Genomic DNA, 17,425 nt, shown 5'->3' on the forward strand with positions numbered 1-17,425 from the left:
TTCGGGGGCGCTCCTCGGTGCGTCGGTGCGTGAGCGCCTCGTACCTCTCCCGGTACGCGGGCGGGGTCAGTTGGTCGGGAAGTTGTCGGCGGTGCTGATCCGGCTCTTGACCAGCGCGCCCGACTCGGTCAGCACGCCACTGCCGCTGTAGTCGCCGCCGTCGCAGGTGCCCGGCTTGAACGCCGCGCTGCTCTCGTTGGCGTCCGAGTACGTCCAGTTGGCGTAACTGATCTTCAGCTGGTCGAGCAGATCCAGCCAGGCCGTGGTGCTCGTCCGGTCCAGCGTTCCGCCGCCGGTGGCGCTCACCGTGCCGAACTCGGTGACGAACAGCGGCAGTTTGGCGGCCGCCCGGCTCACCGTGGCGCGGTAGTTGTCCTTGTGGCTCGCGGCGTAGAAGTGGAACGCGTACATGATGTTGGAGGCGTTGACCGGGTTGTTGACCACCTCGGTCTCGTTGGAGCCGTCCGAGACGCCCAGCGAGGACCAGCCGCGCGTGCCGACGATGACGACGGCGTCGGGGTCGGCGGCCCGGATGACCGGGATGACCTGCTCGGCGTAGTTCTTGATGGCCGTCCAGCTCACGCCGTTGGGCTCGTTGGCGATCTCGTAGATCACGTTCTTCTTGGCGGCGTTGCGGGCGGCGACGGACGCGAAGAACGTCTTGGCCCGGTCGAGGTTGTAGTTCGGGTCGCCCGGGGTGAGGGTGTGGAAGTCGATCAGCGCGTACATGCCGCGGGCCTCGGCCATGTCGACATAGCTGTTCACGCGGCTCGTGAAGCCGGCCGGGTCGGTCTCGTAACCCTCCTCCTGCACATACATGGCGATGCGCAGCAGGTCCGCCTTCCAGTTGGTCGCCAGGGCGTCCAGGGAGGCGCTGTTGTAGCACTTGCTGAACCACTGGATGCCGTGCGTGCTCATGCCGCGCAGCTGGATGGGACGGTTGTACTGGTTGCACAGGTTCACACCGCAGACTTTGAGCTGCCCGTTGACGTCCACGGGGGTGCCGGTGCCCGGGTTGCCCGGGTCGGGCGGGGGCTCGTCGCCACCGCCGACGGAGCCCGTGCAAGCCACGCCGTTGAGCGTGAAGGCGGCGGGCTTCGGGTTGCTGCCCGTGAAGGTGCCGGTCAGGCCGAGGTCGGCACTGCCGCCGGTGGCCAGCGTGCGGTTCCAGTCCACGTTGGTGGCGCTGACCGTGGAACCCGTCTGCGACCAGGTGCCGTTCCACCCCTTGGTGACCTTCTGACCGGCGTCCGGCCAGCTCCACTTGAGCGTCCAGCCGTTGACCGGGTCGCCCAGGTTGGTGACCTTCACCCCGGCCTGGAAGCCGCCCTGCCACTGGCTGGTGATCGTGTAGTCGACCTTGCAGCCGGTGGCGGCCACCGCCTGGGGGCCGGCCAGGGTCGTCAGACCCAGGGCCGTCGCGCAGGTGGCCAAGAGGGCCAAAGTGCGTTTCAACGTTCCTCCTTGTGCTCGTGCGAGGCGAACCGGAGATGTCGCGGGGGAGCATGGTGGGAGCGCTCCCAGAAGTGCGTCGGCCCGAGAACGTACACCGGTGCGCCGACCGCGTACAGGGATTGGACCGTCGAACGGTTTCGACTTTCGGCCGACCGGTCCCGTCCCGGATGGGGCGAGCGGATGCGAACGGTGCGGTGCCGTCGGTCCTCGGTGCGGCGGGGGCGGCTCCTTGGCCGATCGGATCCCCACCCACCCGCGGAGACCGCCTTGGCGCAGGCAGACGGCGTGGAGGCGTTCGTCGGAGTCCCGCCATGCGGGGCGGGGCGACAGTATCGGCCCTCGTTTGCACCATTGACGTGGTCATGCCTCCCCCGCATCATCATGGGAGCGCTCCCAGCACTGCACCCGAAGGCCACCCCACTGACCACTCACACCGGGCGTCCTGCCGGCCTTCGCGACGCTCGCCCGAGGAGGACGCGTCATGCCGCTCGCACACCTGCCTGCCACCGGCCGGTTGGGCCGCCCGCCCCGCAGGGCCGGAAGACCCGCGGGCAGACGCCCCGCCGCCGCGCTCGTCTGCGCCCTGGCCATGGCGGCCGCCCTTGCCGCCGCTTCCCCGGCGCCCGCCGCGAGCGGCCGGACCGCCGCGGTCCCGGCCGCCACGGCGACGGCCGCCGACGAGGCGTCGACCGTCGAGGTCTCCGTCAACGCCGGGGTGGGGCTCGGCACCATCGACAAGGCGGCGTTCGGCGTCAACCACGCGCTCTGGGACTCGCACATGAACGACCCCGAGGTGACCGGCCTGCTGGGCGAGGCGGGCGTCGGCATGATGCGCTACCCGGGCGGCTCCTACGGCGACATCTACCACTGGAAGGACCACACCGCCCCCGGCGGTTACGTGGCGCCCGGCACCACCTTCGACGAGTTCATGAGCAGCGTCCGCGCCTCCGGCTCCCAGCCGATGATCATCGCCAACTACGGCACCGGCACCCCGCAGGAGGCCGCCGACTGGGTCCGGTACGCCAACGTCACCCGCGGCTACGGGGCCAAGTACTGGGAGATCGGCAACGAGATCTACGGCAACGGCCACTACGGCAGCGGATGGGAGGCCGACGACCACCCGGACAAAAGCCCACGCGAGTACGCCCGCAACGTCCTCGCCTACGCCGAGGCGATGAAAGCGGTCGACCCGACGATCAAGATCGGCGCCGTGCTGACCACGCCGGGCGACTGGCCGGACGGCATCGTCGGCCCGGATGACTCGGCCGACTGGAACCACACCGTGCTGTCCGCGGTCGCCGGGACGATCGACTTCGCCATCGTGCACTCCTACCCGGGCGGCGCCACCGCCGACGAGGCCCTGAAGCGGACCGCCCGGCTGCCCGGACAGCTCCGCGAGGTCCGCCGGCAGCTCGACCGGTACGCCGGGGAACGCTCGCCGAAGATCGGCATCGCGCTCACCGAGGTCAACTCCAACGTCCAGATGAACAGTCGCCCCAACGGCCTGTTCGCCGCCGACACCTACATGACGGCGCTGGAGAACGGCGTCTTCAACGTCGACTGGTGGAACGTCCACAACGGGCCCACCAAGGTGGAGACGGTGGACGGCGAGACCGACTTCAACGACTTCGGCCTGCTCTCCAGCGGCGGCTGCGTCGGCGACGTCTGCCAGCCGGCCGTGAACACACCCTTCCATCCGTACTTCGGCATCAAGTCGCTGACCAAGCTGGGGCGTCCCGGTGACACGATGGTCGCCTCCTCCACCGACAGCGACCAGGTCTCCGCGCACGCCGTTCACCGGGCCGACGGCACCCTGAGCGTGATGCTGATCAACAAGGACCCGCTGAACTCCCGCACCGCTGAAATCAGTTACACCGGATTCACGCCCACTGCCCAGGCACCGGTCGTGCACCGGTACGGCCGCGGCGACACCGACGTCACCCGGGTGGCCGCCACCGCCGGGGGCGACCAGGTGCTGCCGCCGTACTCGATCACCACGATCACCGTCGCCCCGCACGCCGCCGCGGCATCGATCGGCGCGCCCGGCACACCGAGGGCCACCGCCGTGGGCAGCTCGACCGCCACGGTGAACTGGACAGCCCCCGTCAACGGCAAGGCGGTGCGCTACGAGGTGTACGAACGCCTGGGCACGAACACCCAGTTGCTTGCCACCTCGACCTCCACCTCGGCGACGCTGCACAACCTGCCGCCGGGCTCCGAGCACACGGTCAACGTGCTGGCCCGGGACAGCGACGGCCGCCTCTCGCGCCCCTCCGAGCCGCTGACCTTCGCCACCACGGCTCCGCGCGACAGCAGCTGCCTGGTCAACTACCGGGTGGACAGCGGCTGGGGCAGCGGATTCGTCGCCACCGTCACGGTCTCCAACGTCGGTGACGCCCCGATCAACGGCTGGACCCTGGACTTCACCTGGCCGTCCACCGGCCAGTCTGTGCAGAGCTCCTGGAACGCGAACGTCACCAGCTCGGGCACGCGTGTCCATGTGACCGACAACGGCGCCAACGCCGAGCTGGCCCCGCGCGGCGGCTCCACCGCCACCTTCGGCTTCGTCGGAGCCAACGACGGCGCCAACCCCACGCCGACGACGTTCACCCTCAACGGCACGGTCTGCCGCACCCCCTGACCACCGCCTGCGGCCCGGCCCGCCCTCCGGTGGCCCGGGCCGCAGGTGCGGGTGCGGGCCCGGGTGCGGGCGCGCCGGCGGATCGTCGTCGCCCGCACCCAGGGATGGCCAGTCGCAGAGCGTGCTGCCGGTGCTGAGCTCGTCCCCGGGCTATTCGTCCGGGTGCCATCGTGTCGAAGACCTCGGCCACGCCTTCGCGGGCCCACCCGGCCCACTGACATCGCGACCCATGTGCCCGCCCCGTCGCCTACTCACCTCGTGACCAGGGAGCGGAGCGCAACTGCGCGACGCTGCGCCGGTCGCGGACCTCTGAAGGCCCGTCCGACGCCTTGCCCACCGCCACCATGGAGACAATCACCCAGCCCGGGTCCGGGTCCAGCTCCTTGGTGAGCCCTTCCAGGTCGAAGGCCCGGAACTGGTGCGCGGCGAATCCCATGGCCTGGGCCTGGACCGTCATGTGGGCGACGGCTTGGCCGAGGTCGTAGTCCGCGAACTCGGAGTAGACCAACTGTGTTTCATCGACGTATCGGCGCGTCAGCGCGACGACGAGCAGGCCCGCATCCGTCGCCCAGGAGGCCGAGCTCGGCGCAAGGTAGGGGAGCACCCGGTCATGCTCCGGCTCACCGGGCCTGCCGACGAAGAAGCCCCACGGCTGGGAGTTCCCTGCCGACGGTGCCCACCGCGCGGCTTCCAGGAGCAGCCCGAGGGCATGGTCGTCGACCACCTCCGACCGGTCGAACCGGTAGGGGCTGAAGCGCCCGGCAAGCAGTGGGTGTATGCCGTTGTACGACTCCTGAGGATGATGCATGTTCCGCTGCAACCGGCGGCCATGAGTGCGTATTCCGGCCGGTGCAAGCGCTGACACCGCCCACGCCGGACGATCCACCAGGACGACGATCAACTAAGAAGAAGCAGCCTCTTGGACGCAGCGCAATCCTCCATCACCTGGCCAGTGCCCGACCTACTGCCGGGGTGGTCGCAAGGCGCTGCCGATGACGGTGGTCACCATCTTGCGGAGGGCGGTGGTCTGCGGTGGGGTGCTCGTCCGGTCGGCGAACAGCAGGTGCCCGGCCCCGACGAGGGTGGGGGAGAGTGTGTCGATGTCGGCGTCACCGGCCAGGCGCCCCAACTCCTGCTCGGCGGCGAGGTATGCGGCGATCATGGCGGTGCCTTGCATGGCCAGTGGGATGCCGGTCAGGCCGGCCTCGCGCAGCCGGGCGCGGAGACCGTCGCGGAAGGTGATGAGCGCGACGATGGCCACCGTGACCGGACCGAACAGGTCCCGCAACGCGTCGGCGAGGTTGTCCACCACGCTCCCGGTACCGGCAGCGGCACGCAGAGTCGTGGTGCGGTCCTCGATGCCGCGGACGCGGTCGAGGACGAGTTCCGCCAGGAAAGCGTCGAAGTCGGTGAAGTGCCGGTGCAGCACCCCCTTGGCACAGTTCGCCTCCTCCGTGACCGCCCGGCTGGTCAACGCGTCGGGCCCGTCCCGAAGCATGACGCGCTCGGCGGCCTCGAACAACTGGCCACGCACGTTGTGGATGTGCACCCCTGACGGCATCGTCTCCCTTTCCGCGCCGCCCGCCTTAACAAGTGGGCAACCGCCCATTAGTGTGGGCGCATGCCCACTTTATCGCAGGGACAGCCGGATGAGTCCGGCCCTGAGCCCCACCGCCACCGGCAGACGGCCGAGTCGTTCGGCGTGGATGCCGAACGCTACGACCGCGCCCGACCGCCGTACCCGCAGGCCCTGGTGGACAGGATCGTCGCGGCAAGCCCCGGCCGGGACGTCCTCGACGTAGGAGCCGGGACAGGCATCGAGGCCCGGCAGTTCCAGGCCGTCGGCTGCACGGTGCTCGGCGTCGAGCCCGACGAACGGATGGCCGCCTTCGCGCGACGCAGCCGCATCGAGGTCGAGGTCGCCAGGTTCGAGGACTGGCAGCCGAGCGGGCGGCATTTCGACGCGGTCATCGCCGGCACCGCGTGGCACTGGGTGGACCCCGTCGTCGGCGCGGCCAAGGCGGCCCAGGTGCTCCGGCCCGGCGGCCGACTCGCCCCCTTCCACCACGTCCCCCAGCTCCCGGCCGAGGTGGTCGACGCCCTCGCCGAAGCACTTCAACGGATCGCCCCTGAATCCCCGTTCAACCCCGGCCTGCTGAAAGGCTCGGCCGTGGACGCCTACCAGCCGCTGTTCGCGAGAATCGCTGACGGAATCCGGCAGACGGGCAGGTTCAGCGAGCCGGAACAGTGGCGCTTCGCCTGGGAACGCACCTATTCCCGGGAGGAGTGGCTCGACCAGCTCCCCACCTTCGGCGGCCTCACCCAACTCCCTGTACCTCAAATGGCGGAGGTCCTGGACAGCGCGGGTACCGCGATCGACAAGCTCGGCGGGCACGTCACCATGCCCTACACATCCGTTGTGATCACCGCGACCCGCTCCCGGACGGGCTGACTACCGCAAACACCGGGCCTCGTCGTGCTGGTCGGCATGTTCGCCGCCTCACTGGGGCTGATGACGGTACCCGACCGGGTTGACGACGTCAGGTCCACGTCCACCAGGTGTGGCTGCTGGGGATCGGGACGCCCGCGGGCAGCGCCGTCCAGGCCCTGGCTCTGATCCCGTTCGTCCGAGAGGCCGGTTGTCGGTTCCGGCCGCAGTTCGACTGGCGGGGCACCGGCCTGTGCGAGAACGTGCACGCAGCGAAGTGGACGCTGCTGTTAGTCCTGACCGACCAGGTGCCCCTGTCGTCACGAACTACGCCAACGTCGCCGGCCATCAGCTGCCGCAGAAAAGGCTGGCTGGCGCCCGCGCCAGGTGCTGAGCGAGATACTCGCGGGCCATCGGCGCGGGGCTGTGACAGCCTGCGGACATGCCAGAGCTGCGTGTTCATGCGGGTCGCCGCTATGCCATCCAGTTCCACTACGCCTTGCAGGACGACGCTTGGTGCGTGGAGCTGAGCGAGGCCGTCCCGGCACCGACGCCGTGGGCTGAGATCCACAGCGCCGAGAAGCATTTGCCCGGAGTGGCCTTCCTGGTGGCGGTGATACCCGATGAAGATCCGGACCTGGAGCCGACCGTCCACATCCACAGCCACGACGAGCACGTCATCCCCTACGAGATCATGTGCTGGTTCATGGAGCACGTGGCCGAGCAGGTTGAACGCTGCCGCATCGCCTTCGAGCAGGGAGAACGTGAAGCAGTGGAATGATCACGCAGTGACTGGTGTGATCACGGCGTCGGTGCCGTCCTCGATAGCCCCGTTCAGCGGGCTCAGCCCGCGGCAGTTCGGCAAGCTGATCACCGCGCGGTCCGGCGCGAGGGTGCAGATCCGGTACGCCAAGGGCCGGTCGTGGAGCCTGCGGCTGGAGGGCCGCAGGCTGCTGGGCGCCGCGTACTGGTAGACGAACCTGACCCTGCGGCAGCTTGCCCCGCTGTTCGGAGTCTCGAAGTCAGCCGCCGACCGCATCATCGGCCACCACGGCCGAGTACCCGCCCACGTCCGGACGGTGGCCCGCACGGCTCTTATCCGACCGGCGATGTGGTGCCTTGCCGCGACTTGCCGGACGACACAGGGCGGGCAGGGCTCGCCTTCCAGCCGCCGAGCTGGGCGCAATCCCAGCTCGGTCCTCAGGTGCCGTGTGTTACGCCGCACCCTGTATGCATCGCGTGCGGGGCGCAACGGATGGCGTACCTTCGAAGCCCGGAGTGAGGGGGGCATGGATGAGCAGTGACATCGAGCCCGCTCGACCGAGTGGCTGGGGGACACGTCCTGATGCCGGTTCATGGCCGAGGGCGCTGGAGATGTACCGCAACCGGTACTCCTTCATCGCGGTCGGCCTGCGCGCTCACGAGGACTGGTTGCCGGACGTGGCCGCGCTGATGCGGCGTGAGGTGCCTGATCCTCGGGGCTGGCCCGGCAGGGACCCCGAGCAGGGGGACGAGGAACTGGAGGAGGACCCCTCTTTTCCGTTCCGGGTCCCGCCGACTGACGAGGCCGGGGCTGCGCAGTGGCGCAGCCGGCTGTTCGAAATCCCGCGTTCTGCCGTCGTTCGGCTGCTCGTCATGCTAGCGACGGACGCCATGGACGTTTCGCGGCAGCACGGCTTCGCCGACCGCAGGCAGGGTATGGAGGAACACGCGCAGGTGATCCTTTCGCGGTTCCCGCAGGGCTCGCAGTTCTTCACAAACACCCACCACGGCGGCGATCTTCCCGACTTTTACGAACGGGTCACCGGCTGCTGGCCGATGACCCAGTACGCCTGGGACTTCGGCCTCGTCGCGGTCTCTCGCGAGGAAGCCGGGCTCATCTGGTCGTTCGACGCAAGCTGAACAATCTGCTGCTGCGACGCATCGATGCTGGTGAAGGCACCAGCCGGCCACACTGGCGCGCCTACGAAACGCCTGTGTGGAACATGAGGTCCGCACGGGCGCTTATAGATCCGGACACTGTTTCGTGCGGCCACCGCGGGTTGGCCCCGACAGGGCTGGTGGGAACCCTCCAAGTCCGGCTGTACATCATTGTGGCGGTCAAGATCATCCGTGGTCTTGCTACGGTCGCACACTGGCAGGACGCGGTGGTCGAGGCGGCTGCCGCGGCCTCGTCCGTAACGACAGCTGGGACACCACACCGTGAGCGAACGCGTCATTGTGCCCAAGCGCCGGGGCTTCCTGTTTCTCGATTCCCATCCTGACGGCTGCCGACAACTGGTGGAGGAGATGTGGCAAGCCGTTCCCGCCCCGGTCACGCAGTCAACGAAGGGCCGGTAGCGCTGGTCATCGGTTCGTCCGCCGGGTACGGCCTGGCCGCGACGATCGCGGGGCTCGCCCGGGCCGGGATCCGTGGTAACGGAGTGTGCTTCGAGCAACCGCCTGCTCGCCGTACCGGCACGGCCGGTTGGTACCGTACCGCCGCCACCGCCAGACTCGCCCGCCAGCACGGGGGGAGATGATCTTCCTCAATGGCGACGCGTTCAGCGACTCGATGAAGGAGCAGGTCGCCGACTTGATCGCCGAGCGGTTCGGGGGACGACTCGACTTCCTGATCTACTCGGTGCCGCGCCTCGCCGCACTGACCCGGAAACCGGCGATGTATACGCCTCGGTCCTCAAACCGGTCGGTTCGCCGTACACCACCAAGACCCTTGTCTTCGACCAGCAAGGCACCCCGGAGGTGAAGGCAATCACCACTGCGCCGGCCGAGGGCGACGACATCGAGCAGACCGTGGCGGTGATGGGCGGCGCCGACTGGGAACGCTGGGTCTCTTCCCTGGCCGACCGGTCCCTGCTCGCCGACGGCTTCACCACGGCTGCTCTGTCCTACATCGGCTCGCCCCTCACCGCGGCGATCTACCGGCAGGGCACCATCGGCGCCGCAAAATCCCATCTGGAAGCCACCGCACGCACGCTGGACGAACGCCTTGGTGAGACCCTGGGCGGCCGGGCCGTGACCCCGGTCAACGCTGCCGCCGTCACCCAGTCCTCCACCGCCATCCCCGGCATCGCCCTGTACGTCGGGCTGCTGCGCGGCGTCCTCGGCGACGCCATGGTGGCTGCGATCGGTCAGTTGGTGGAGCTGTGGGACCAGCTGACCAGCGCTCGACCCCTCGACCTCGATGAAGAGGGTCGGGTCCGCCTCGACACCTGGGAACTCGAGCCAGCCGTGCAGAAAGCCGTCGCCGAGCGCTGGTCCACGGCCACCAGCGACACCATCACCGAACTCGCCGACCTCGACCGGTTCAGCGACGAGGTCCGCCGCCTTTACGGCTTTTCCGTCCCTGGCATCGACTACACCGCCGCTGTGGAAACCGACGTGCCCTGGCCCGGTCCCACTCTCTGACCCGACCCCGAACGCCCGCGATTCACATGCCATCCGGTCCTGGCCCGCAGCGTCACGCCCGGGCACCTTGCTCCGCCGTACCGGCCTACGCCGCCGCGCCTCCACCGTGCCGCTGCCCGCCCTCCTGGCCGCACCCCGGCCCCTCCGATACCGCGCCTCGCGTCTTGCCGAGGTAGGCCGTCACCTCGGGTCTACGGAGAATCGGCGTGCGCATTGCCCAGCGTGCGGGGGGGGGGGAGAGAGAGAGAACGGGGGGCAGAGACCACGCCCGCCATGAAACTTCGCCGAGGATACTCCGTGGGCTGGACAGGACGGAAGGACGGATTCTGACCACCGGAGGATGCTGAAGCAGTTGATCGACGACAACGACGAGTTATGGAGGGCCGTTGAGCGGCTCGGCTCGGCACCGACTTCCCGGTCTGGCCGCATCGATCCAGATGGGAACACTACGCTGCGCGGTGATGGCGACAGTGCCCGTGCCGATCGTGCCCTGCGGATCGCCTTCTCCGGTGTGCGCTCAACAATTCAGCTGCCAGAATGTGGCGACCCGAACAATCTTATAACAGATGCGTCTTAGGTTTGGGTCTGTCACACTGACAAGAGGAGCGTTCGCTCTTTGGCGCAAGCCGCTCCCTTAGAGGATTCTTGGCGAATCTGTGGAGGTCGAGGGCGACGTCCTGAGGTCGGATATCGGAGAGCGATCAGCTCCCGCAATGTCAACCCTAGCCAATCATTGTCTGGGTGGGTATGATGCCCTTTAAAATTCCAACCGAGATTAATTCAGTGCAGAACAACTGGCGGTTCTGTAGTTCGTGCTTCGTGCTTTACTGGAATGGGCGGCACGAGACGTCCAGGGTCGGTCAGGGTGCATGTCCTGCACGACCCCTCGTTGACGGGAATGCCCAGCATCATCAAGGGTCCAGTTGGGATCTGTATCTCTTCGCCAACAACCCTCACCCTGACCAGGATCCGCTTCCTCTGCCCAAGCCTCCCCAGATCGGTGGCGGGTCCCTCCGTATCCCATCAGATTTTCTCCTGCCAAAGGCGGGAGAGGTCGGCCTGCCCTGGTTAGTAGACGTCGTCCAGGGTGATTGGCGATTCTGCAACCATTGTTTCAGCCTCTGGTGGAACGGTGTCCAGGACAACAAGGGCGTCTGTAACAACTTTGACAGGGAGTTCAACAGTCAAGGAGCATTGGTTCGCTGGGAGTCGCACTCCGGTCCCAGTTGGAACTTCTTCCTGATGGCAGACCCGGACAAGAGTATCTGACGTGAAACTGGCTATCGTGCTCTTATGGGAGGAGTGACATGCCTTTCCAGATTCCCCCCGAAGTGACGACCACGCAAGATGCATGGAGGTTTTGCGTGAGCTGCAATGCTCTGTTCTGGGATCCCGACTCTTTGCCCGACGGGACACCCAGGCCAAACAATGGCTGGGGGAGCTGCCCAGGAGGCCAGTTCGCCGGCGCAGGCCATGTAAGGGCGGCGTGGGAGTACTATCTGCTGGCCCGCCCGTGAGCGCCCATGACTCAGTCCCGACATGGCAATCAGATGGGAGGACCCGTTCCGCTCGCGTTGGCGCCCTGCGGACCTGGCCGCCGCCGAGTAAGACCTGGGAAGCCTCGAGGGGCGCTACGCCGAAACCCGGACCGCATTTGCCCTGTTCGTGACCCTCGGCCGCACCTTCGACCAGGTAAGACGCACGCCCCCCGCCCCCCAGGTGCAACCGCCGCCGCCCAGCACCCCGCCGGCGCCGCACCACGCCCCTCCCGCCACACCGACAGGCCACGACCAGACCACCGCTGCAGCGCTACGCCCAAGCCCTGCCGCTCACGGCGGCACCACCGGGGGAGAGATCGGCTTCGGTCAGCAGCCGCAGCAGGTTCTTGTCCCAGCCGGCGAACTGGTCCAGCGCGTAGGCGAGGTGCGCGCCGGGTCAGGCGGCCCAGGACTGGGGACCTTGAAGGCCGCGTAGGTGCGGACGCCACCTAATCCATTGTGCTGGGCCAACAGGCCCTTCTCGTCCCCGAGCGCGGACCTGCAGCCGTAGCCGACCAGTTCGGCGACCTCCGGGTGACGGGTTTCGACGTCCTCCAGGTGGAGGTCGAGGAAGGACAGGCCGCTGTAGAGGGGGCGGGCCCGGCTCACCGGGGGGGCGGACCTTGGACCAGGTGCCGTCGGCGCCGACGAGGAGCCGGGCGCGGACGGTACAGCCGTCCGCTAGGACGAGGAAGAGCCCTGGGCTTCCTCCTCCGCAGCGGTGATCTTGCTGTTCCACGGGACGGTCCCGTCCGGCAGGGAGTCGAGGAGCATGCGGCGCAGGGGGGAGCGGTCGTCCTCGGGCCGCTCGGCCTCGCCTTCCGGCGCGGGATGCCCTCGACGCCACCGAACCGGCGCACTTTGAACGGCATGGTGCCGTCATGAAGGCTGCCAGGACCGTCCAGCACCGAGGCCGAGGCGGGCGCATGGGGCGGCGGCGAGTGGAGGGCCTCCGGCTCCAGGAACTCCAGGGCGTTCCAGCGGCTGGAAGCGAACAGCCGGTCTGGGTGCTACTCAGATGGGCTGAGTAGTAGAGCGCTGCCCCGCGTCCCGCCCGGGCGGCTTTGATCGACAGCATGAAGTCGAAGATCGTGGTCCCCGCGCTCGGTGTCGCCCTGGTGGCTCTCCTCGGGCTGACGGCCAAGGCGTGCGAGACGATACAAGGCGGTCCCGTTCACAGCACCGAGGAGTTCCGTGACCATGTCCGGGCCACCACCCGGGCCGGCGAGGATGCCTACCGCGCGCTATCCCCGGCACCGGACAAGGAGGCGTACGCTTCCCGGCAGGGCAGCTCCTCGTGCGTGGACGACTTCGGCTTCGACGACACCGGCGTCAGCCGGGATGAGCCCATCATCACGTGGGACCTGGACTTCGCCAGTGACGAGGACTACCGCGCCGCGCTGGCATCCCTCCGGGCCACCTGGCGCGAGGACGGACATACCGTCGAGAAGGTCGACAACGGCATCACCACCACCCTCGACGACGGCATCCGGGTCACCCTCCACCTCGGCTACTTCGACGACGAGCCCGAACTGCGCGCCGAGGGTACGTGTATGCGCTACCAGCACCATTACGGCGACGCATACGACTACATGTACGACGACAACGGAGATGGGACGATCGACGAATACGAGCGGCCGAACTGAGCGCGCGAAAGCGGCTGCATGGACCGTGTGTGGGGTGGCGAGCACGGCGTTCGCCCCGAAGCCCGCGTCACCGTGTATGGGTCGAGCTTCTCCGGCCGCCGGGCCGAAGTTCCTGTCTCGTGTAGGTAAGGCATCGCCGTTCCAGGAGCAGACGCCCCTGCGAGGCGCCAGTCGCACATGGCTCGTCACGGCTGTCACCGCCACAGCGACACAGATCGAGGCGCTCCTGGGCCTGCCCAGCGAGTCCGACGGCGGACCAGCTTCCCCGGTTGGTCACGCAGCCGCCGACCGAGTAGGAGACCATCCGACGGGCGAACAGAGCCCGTGGTTGACCTTCACCTTGGGGGAGCCCACAGCATCGGTGGGGCCAGGCGACGTGCCTGGCATGAGGAGGAACGAGCATGGAGTTGTTGACCATCGGGACGTTCGCGAAGGCGTCCCGGCTGTCGCCGAAGGCGCTGCGTCTTTACGACGAGCTCGGCCTGCTGACTCCCGCTCGCGTCGACCCGGTGACCGGCTACCGCCTCTACGCACCGGAGCAACTGGATCAGGCCCGGCTGGTTGCCTGGCTGCGACGGCTGGGGATGCCTCTCGCCCGCATTCAACAGGTCTGCACGCTGGGGGCAGGTGCGGCAGTCGAAGAGATCCGCGCGTTCTGGGCCCAGGTCGAAGCCGACACCGCCGCACGGCGGGACTTGGCCTCCTTCCTCATCGATCACCTCTCCTGGAAGGACCCTGCCATGTCCCCGACCGCCAAGCCTCTGGGCATCCGTTACGCCGCCCTTTCCGACCCCGGCCTTGTCCGCGAGAGCAACCAGGACACCGCCTATGCAGGATCCCGCCTGCTCGCCGTCGCCGACGGCTTCGGCAGCGGAGGCGCCCCCGCGAGTGCCGCCGCCGTCGACGCGCTCAAGAGTCTCGAAACGGACAGCATCCCGGCGGGCGATCTCCTCAACGTCCTAGAAGCCGCGATCGACCAGGCGAAGCAGGCCGTCCATGGCATCTCCGGCGCGCTCGGCCCTTCGTCCGAGAACGCCGGCACCACCCTCACCGCGATGCTCTGGACCGGCTCGCAGCTGGCCCTTGTCCACATCGGCGACTCCCGCGTCTACCTCCTGCGAGACGGGGAGCTGTTCCAGATCACCCACGACCACACCATGGTGCAGGCAATGGTCGACGAAGGGCGCCTCAGCCCGGAGGAAGCGACCTCCCACCCCCAGCGGTCTCTGCTGATACGTGCCCTGGGTCAAGGCGCCGACTCCACCCCCGACATGCGTCTGCACGACGCCCAGCAGGGAGATCGCTACCTGCTCTGCTCGGACGGCCTGTCCACCGTTGTGTCGACCGAAGAGCTCCACGAAGTGCTCTCCGACATCAGCGAGCCCGAGCAGGCGGTCCACGAGCTCATCGCCCTCGCCAACGGCTCCGGCGGCCCCGACAACGTCAGCTGCGTGGTCGCCGACGTCGTCGAGCTCCGGCAGTAGGAGCGAGCGGCATGCACTTCGAACTGCACCAGGCCCGCTCCCGCGAACTCATCCGCGAGGCGGACGAACACCGACTCGCCCAGCGAGCCAGGAAAGCCAGATCGGCCCCTCGAACCATGCCGGCCAATGCGCAGCGCCCAACCTCGTGGAGCCTGCTGGCTGGGCTCCGCGGGTGAACCATCATGCTGCCTACGGCTGAGCGGATGTCGGCCAAGTGGCCGCCGGCCAGGCACTGGAGTAATCGTGGCCGGCCTTGTCGCCCCGAGCTCGGCCTGATGACCACGCCTGAGTAGTTGTACTCAGGCGGCCGGCTGTCCGTCTGCTTCAGCATGGTGGCCATGTTGAGCTGGGTGCTGGATCTTGGCGTGACGGTCCTGCTGTCAGGGCTCGAAGCGGCGGCGCTACTGGCCTTCTTCTTCGTCGAAGGCATGAAGAAGTGGGCCAAGGGAGGAGGGCCGGTTCCGGGCGAGACCAGGCGGCTGTTCCTGGTGCTGACCGTGGGCTCGGCTTCCACGGCGCTGGTCAGCTGGGGCTTCTTCTCGGTTGATTTGCCAGTGGCCTTCGGGTCTCAAGCGGTCATGGCTGCACTTCTTGCTGCGCTGCTGGTCTTGGGGGCGGGAAGCGAAGGCGGCAAGCTGGTCAGCCGATATCGCTTCCAGCGCCGTCTTCGCCGGGAACGCCGTCGCTAGCAAGATCTCCGGGACGCAAAGGGTCCTGGCCTGAAATTTCGGCGCGCACGTCGCCTACGGCACCGGCACCGCAATCACTTTCTGGCTGCTGACCCGACTCGGCACCCCGCCGCCGGAGACAGACTGTAAGTCGCCGACACCGGCGGAGCCCCGGGTGCCAGGGGCGGATCCACAGCGCACCAGCTGCAGCTCGTTCCTGTCCTTCGCCGCCCCGGACGGCAACGGCCGGCCCCTGCGCCTCGGCCGAGGACCTGGCGAGTGCGCTGCGCCGCTGCCGCGCACCGGGAGCACGAGACACGCCTCGGGGGACAGGAACTCGGCGGACCTGTATACCGTGAGCAGGCAGGGTCCGAACTGCCGTCGTGACCGCATCGCCTTGCAGGAGAGCAGGACCTCGGTCCTCTTCGCAGTGGAACCTCGTGGCCGACTCGATCGATGGCCGGCAGGCCACAGACGGCAGATTGGCCCTCGTCCTGCATGGGTGGTCCGGGGGAGACTGTAGATGGCGCGGATGCCGTACGTGAGGGAGTTGCGATGCAGGTAGCAGTGGTCACCTTCGACGGGTTCAACGAACTCGACAGCTTCATCGCTTCCGCGCTGATCAACCGGTGCCGCGGGGACGGCCTGGAAGCCTTCATCACTACGCCGACACCGGTGGTCACGTCGATGAACGGCGTCGAGGTGACAGGGCAGCGCCCGCTGGAGTTCCTCACCGAGGCCGACGTCGTGCTGATCGGCAGTGGCGTGAAGGCGCGAGAAGTGGTCGCCGACGACCAGCTGATCTCCGAATTGCGGCTCGATGCGTCGCGCCAGCTCATCGGCGCGCAGTGTTCCGGCGCGCTGGTGCTCGCCCGCTTGGGGTTGCTGGATGGCATGCCGGCGTGCACGGACCTGAAGACCCGGCCCTTTGTCGAAGCTCGCGACATCACGGTGCTCGACGAACCGTTCCATGCCGAGGGGAACATCGCTACGGCGGGTGGTTGCCTGGCTTCCCAGTACCTTGCCACGTGGGTGATCACTCGCACGCTCGGGGAGGACGCCGCGCGCACCGTCCTCGACTACGTGTCCCCGGTCGGCGAGAACCAAGAGACGATCGAGCGCGCCTTGCGCGCTGTCCACTCCGTCGAAGGCGCACTCACCTGACGGCCACGCGGTCGCGCACGGCGCAGTCGCAGGGATCGCTGACCACTGCATGCCGCTGCCTCTTGAATTCAGCGTGCCTGGCCTCTGCGTCGGTGATGCGCGTAGTCGGAGCGTAAAGCGAGTCGTCGATGTGGTCGGAGGACCCGCATGCCCAGCCCCAGGGGGAACGGCCCTCCGGACCGGGTCCCCCCTCCGGAAGGCTGGAGGACCAGGTGAGGGATCCGTCGTCGAGCCTGGTCAGGTACTGGCCGCGCTGGTTGACGGGCCGAAAGTACGTGGTCGTGCCTTTGGTGACCTTGACGACGATCTCACCGTCGGTGGAGATGGTCGACCGGCCGCGTTCGGGAGACCGGAGGCTGCGGTGACACGAGGTGGTCGAAGAAGCCGCCGTGCTCGTCGTAGTTAAGGATGAACGCCGTCTTGGCGAACACTTCCGGGTTGTCGGCGGCCAGGACCGAGAGCAGCCGTGCGGTGAGGTTCTCGCCGTCCGGGGGTTCGTAGTTGGCGTGCTCGGACAGCGCGGCGGGCGCGACGATCCAGGACACCTGAGGCAACGCATCGCCGGCCACGTGCGCGGCAAACCCCTCGACCAGGGCGTCGCCCATCGCCCACGGGTCGTACTTCTGCGCGGCGGACCCCACGCGCTTCATCCCCCGCTCGAACAGCGGCTCGCCGGGCTGCGCCGCCCGGAACGTAGTGAACCAGGCGAGCGCGTTGGCGTCGAAATCGTAGGTCGTCCACTCGAAGCCCGGCTCGGAGTTGTCGATGACCGCCTGCTCGCGGACCTGATCAGGTGGGTGGTGGCAGTTGTCGCGCTGGGGGCCACCGCCTTGTTGTGTGTTGTGGGGCGGTGGTCTTGTGGTGTGTTGTCGGGGCCTGTTCCTGTGCCTGTGCCTGTGGTGGTGGGTTAGGTGGTGGGTGTGGTGGGGGCGGTGGTGGTGGTGGTGAAGATGGTTTTGTGGTTTTGGTGGCCGGTGATGTGGAGGGTGGTGT

Annotated in this window: 13 protein-coding genes and 3 pseudogenes; 12 read left to right on the plus strand and 4 right to left on the minus strand. The window is 68.1% G+C overall.

All coding sequences use genetic code 11. The features are described from left to right. Positions 1-66: 66 nt before the first annotated feature. On the minus strand, positions 67-1,455 hold the full coding sequence (locus ACGF3H_RS18580) for a cellulase family glycosylhydrolase (protein WP_362494965.1): 1,389 nt from the start codon (positions 1,453-1,455) through the stop codon (positions 67-69). Positions 1,456-1,936: 481 nt separating this feature from the next. On the opposite strand from ACGF3H_RS18580, the gene ACGF3H_RS18585 reads away from it, so the two are divergent. After that, complete coding sequence (locus tag ACGF3H_RS18585) at positions 1,937-4,096, plus strand: cellulose binding domain-containing protein (RefSeq protein ID WP_362494962.1); 2,160 nt, start codon at positions 1,937-1,939, stop codon at positions 4,094-4,096. A gap of 247 nt (positions 4,097-4,343) precedes the next feature. On the opposite strand, the gene ACGF3H_RS18590 is transcribed toward ACGF3H_RS18585, so the two are convergent. Together ACGF3H_RS18590 and ACGF3H_RS18595 are read right to left on the minus strand one after the other, a co-directional pair. Further along, the gene (locus ACGF3H_RS18590) at positions 4,344-4,904 is read right to left on the minus strand and encodes a nitroreductase family protein (protein WP_362494959.1); all 561 of its coding nucleotides are present in this window, start codon (positions 4,902-4,904) and stop codon (positions 4,344-4,346) included. A gap of 153 nt (positions 4,905-5,057) precedes the next feature. Then, the gene (locus ACGF3H_RS18595) at positions 5,058-5,657 is read right to left on the minus strand and encodes a helix-turn-helix domain-containing protein (RefSeq protein ID WP_362494956.1); all 600 of its coding nucleotides are present in this window, start codon (positions 5,655-5,657) and stop codon (positions 5,058-5,060) included. A 60-nt stretch (positions 5,658-5,717) separates the two neighbouring features. On the opposite strand from ACGF3H_RS18595, the gene ACGF3H_RS18600 reads away from it, so the two are divergent. From ACGF3H_RS18600 to ACGF3H_RS18650, 11 genes and pseudogenes are all read left to right on the plus strand, one after another. Further along, a complete protein-coding gene (locus ACGF3H_RS18600) occupies positions 5,718-6,548 on the plus strand; it encodes a class I SAM-dependent methyltransferase (protein ID WP_362494952.1) in 831 nt (276 codons plus the stop codon). A gap of 21 nt (positions 6,549-6,569) precedes the next feature. Beyond that, positions 6,570-6,885 (plus strand): annotated as a pseudogene (locus ACGF3H_RS18605) (lipid II flippase MurJ); the annotation flags it as partial. Positions 6,886-6,966: 81 nt separating this feature from the next. Continuing rightward, the gene (locus ACGF3H_RS18610; protein WP_362494946.1) at positions 6,967-7,305 is read left to right on the plus strand and encodes a hypothetical protein; all 339 of its coding nucleotides are present in this window, start codon (positions 6,967-6,969) and stop codon (positions 7,303-7,305) included. A 7-nt stretch (positions 7,306-7,312) separates the two neighbouring features. Continuing rightward, positions 7,313-7,579, plus strand: a pseudogene (locus ACGF3H_RS18615) (transposase family protein); the annotation flags it as partial. A gap of 238 nt (positions 7,580-7,817) precedes the next feature. Continuing rightward, entirely contained in the window at positions 7,818-8,426 is a 609-nt protein-coding gene (locus ACGF3H_RS18620) for a hypothetical protein (RefSeq protein WP_362494943.1), read from the plus strand. Between the two features lie 300 nt (positions 8,427-8,726). Next, positions 8,727-9,932, plus strand: a pseudogene (gene fabV, locus ACGF3H_RS18625) (enoyl-[acyl-carrier-protein] reductase FabV). A 340-nt stretch (positions 9,933-10,272) separates the two neighbouring features. Then, positions 10,273-10,509, plus strand: coding sequence for a hypothetical protein (locus ACGF3H_RS18630; protein WP_362494934.1), 237 nt, complete (start codon positions 10,273-10,275; stop codon positions 10,507-10,509). A gap of 2,037 nt (positions 10,510-12,546) precedes the next feature. After that, positions 12,547-13,116: a hypothetical protein gene (locus ACGF3H_RS18635; RefSeq protein ID WP_362494931.1), complete on the plus strand. Its 570-nt coding sequence runs from the start codon at positions 12,547-12,549 to the stop codon at positions 13,114-13,116. 401 nt (positions 13,117-13,517) lie between these two features. Further along, positions 13,518-14,600, plus strand: a complete 1,083-nt coding sequence (locus ACGF3H_RS18640) for a protein phosphatase 2C domain-containing protein (RefSeq protein ID WP_362494928.1) — start codon at positions 13,518-13,520, stop codon at positions 14,598-14,600. A 338-nt stretch (positions 14,601-14,938) separates the two neighbouring features. After that, positions 14,939-15,289 carry a hypothetical protein gene (locus ACGF3H_RS18645; protein ID WP_362494925.1) on the plus strand — a complete coding sequence of 117 codons (351 nt, stop codon included), beginning with the start codon at positions 14,939-14,941 and terminating at the stop codon, positions 15,287-15,289. Positions 15,290-15,823: 534 nt separating this feature from the next. Beyond that, on the plus strand, positions 15,824-16,432 hold the full coding sequence (locus tag ACGF3H_RS18650) for a DJ-1/PfpI family protein (RefSeq protein ID WP_393816506.1): 609 nt from the start codon (positions 15,824-15,826) through the stop codon (positions 16,430-16,432). Between the two features lie 308 nt (positions 16,433-16,740). Here ACGF3H_RS18650 and ACGF3H_RS18655 read toward each other — a convergent pair. After that, positions 16,741-17,425: alkaline phosphatase family protein (locus ACGF3H_RS18655; protein WP_362494920.1), on the minus strand; the 685-nt coding region annotated here is incomplete at its 5' end.

Source organism: Streptomyces sp. NPDC048185 (assembly GCF_043202495.1).
GTDB lineage: Bacteria > Actinomycetota > Actinomycetes > Streptomycetales > Streptomycetaceae > Streptomyces.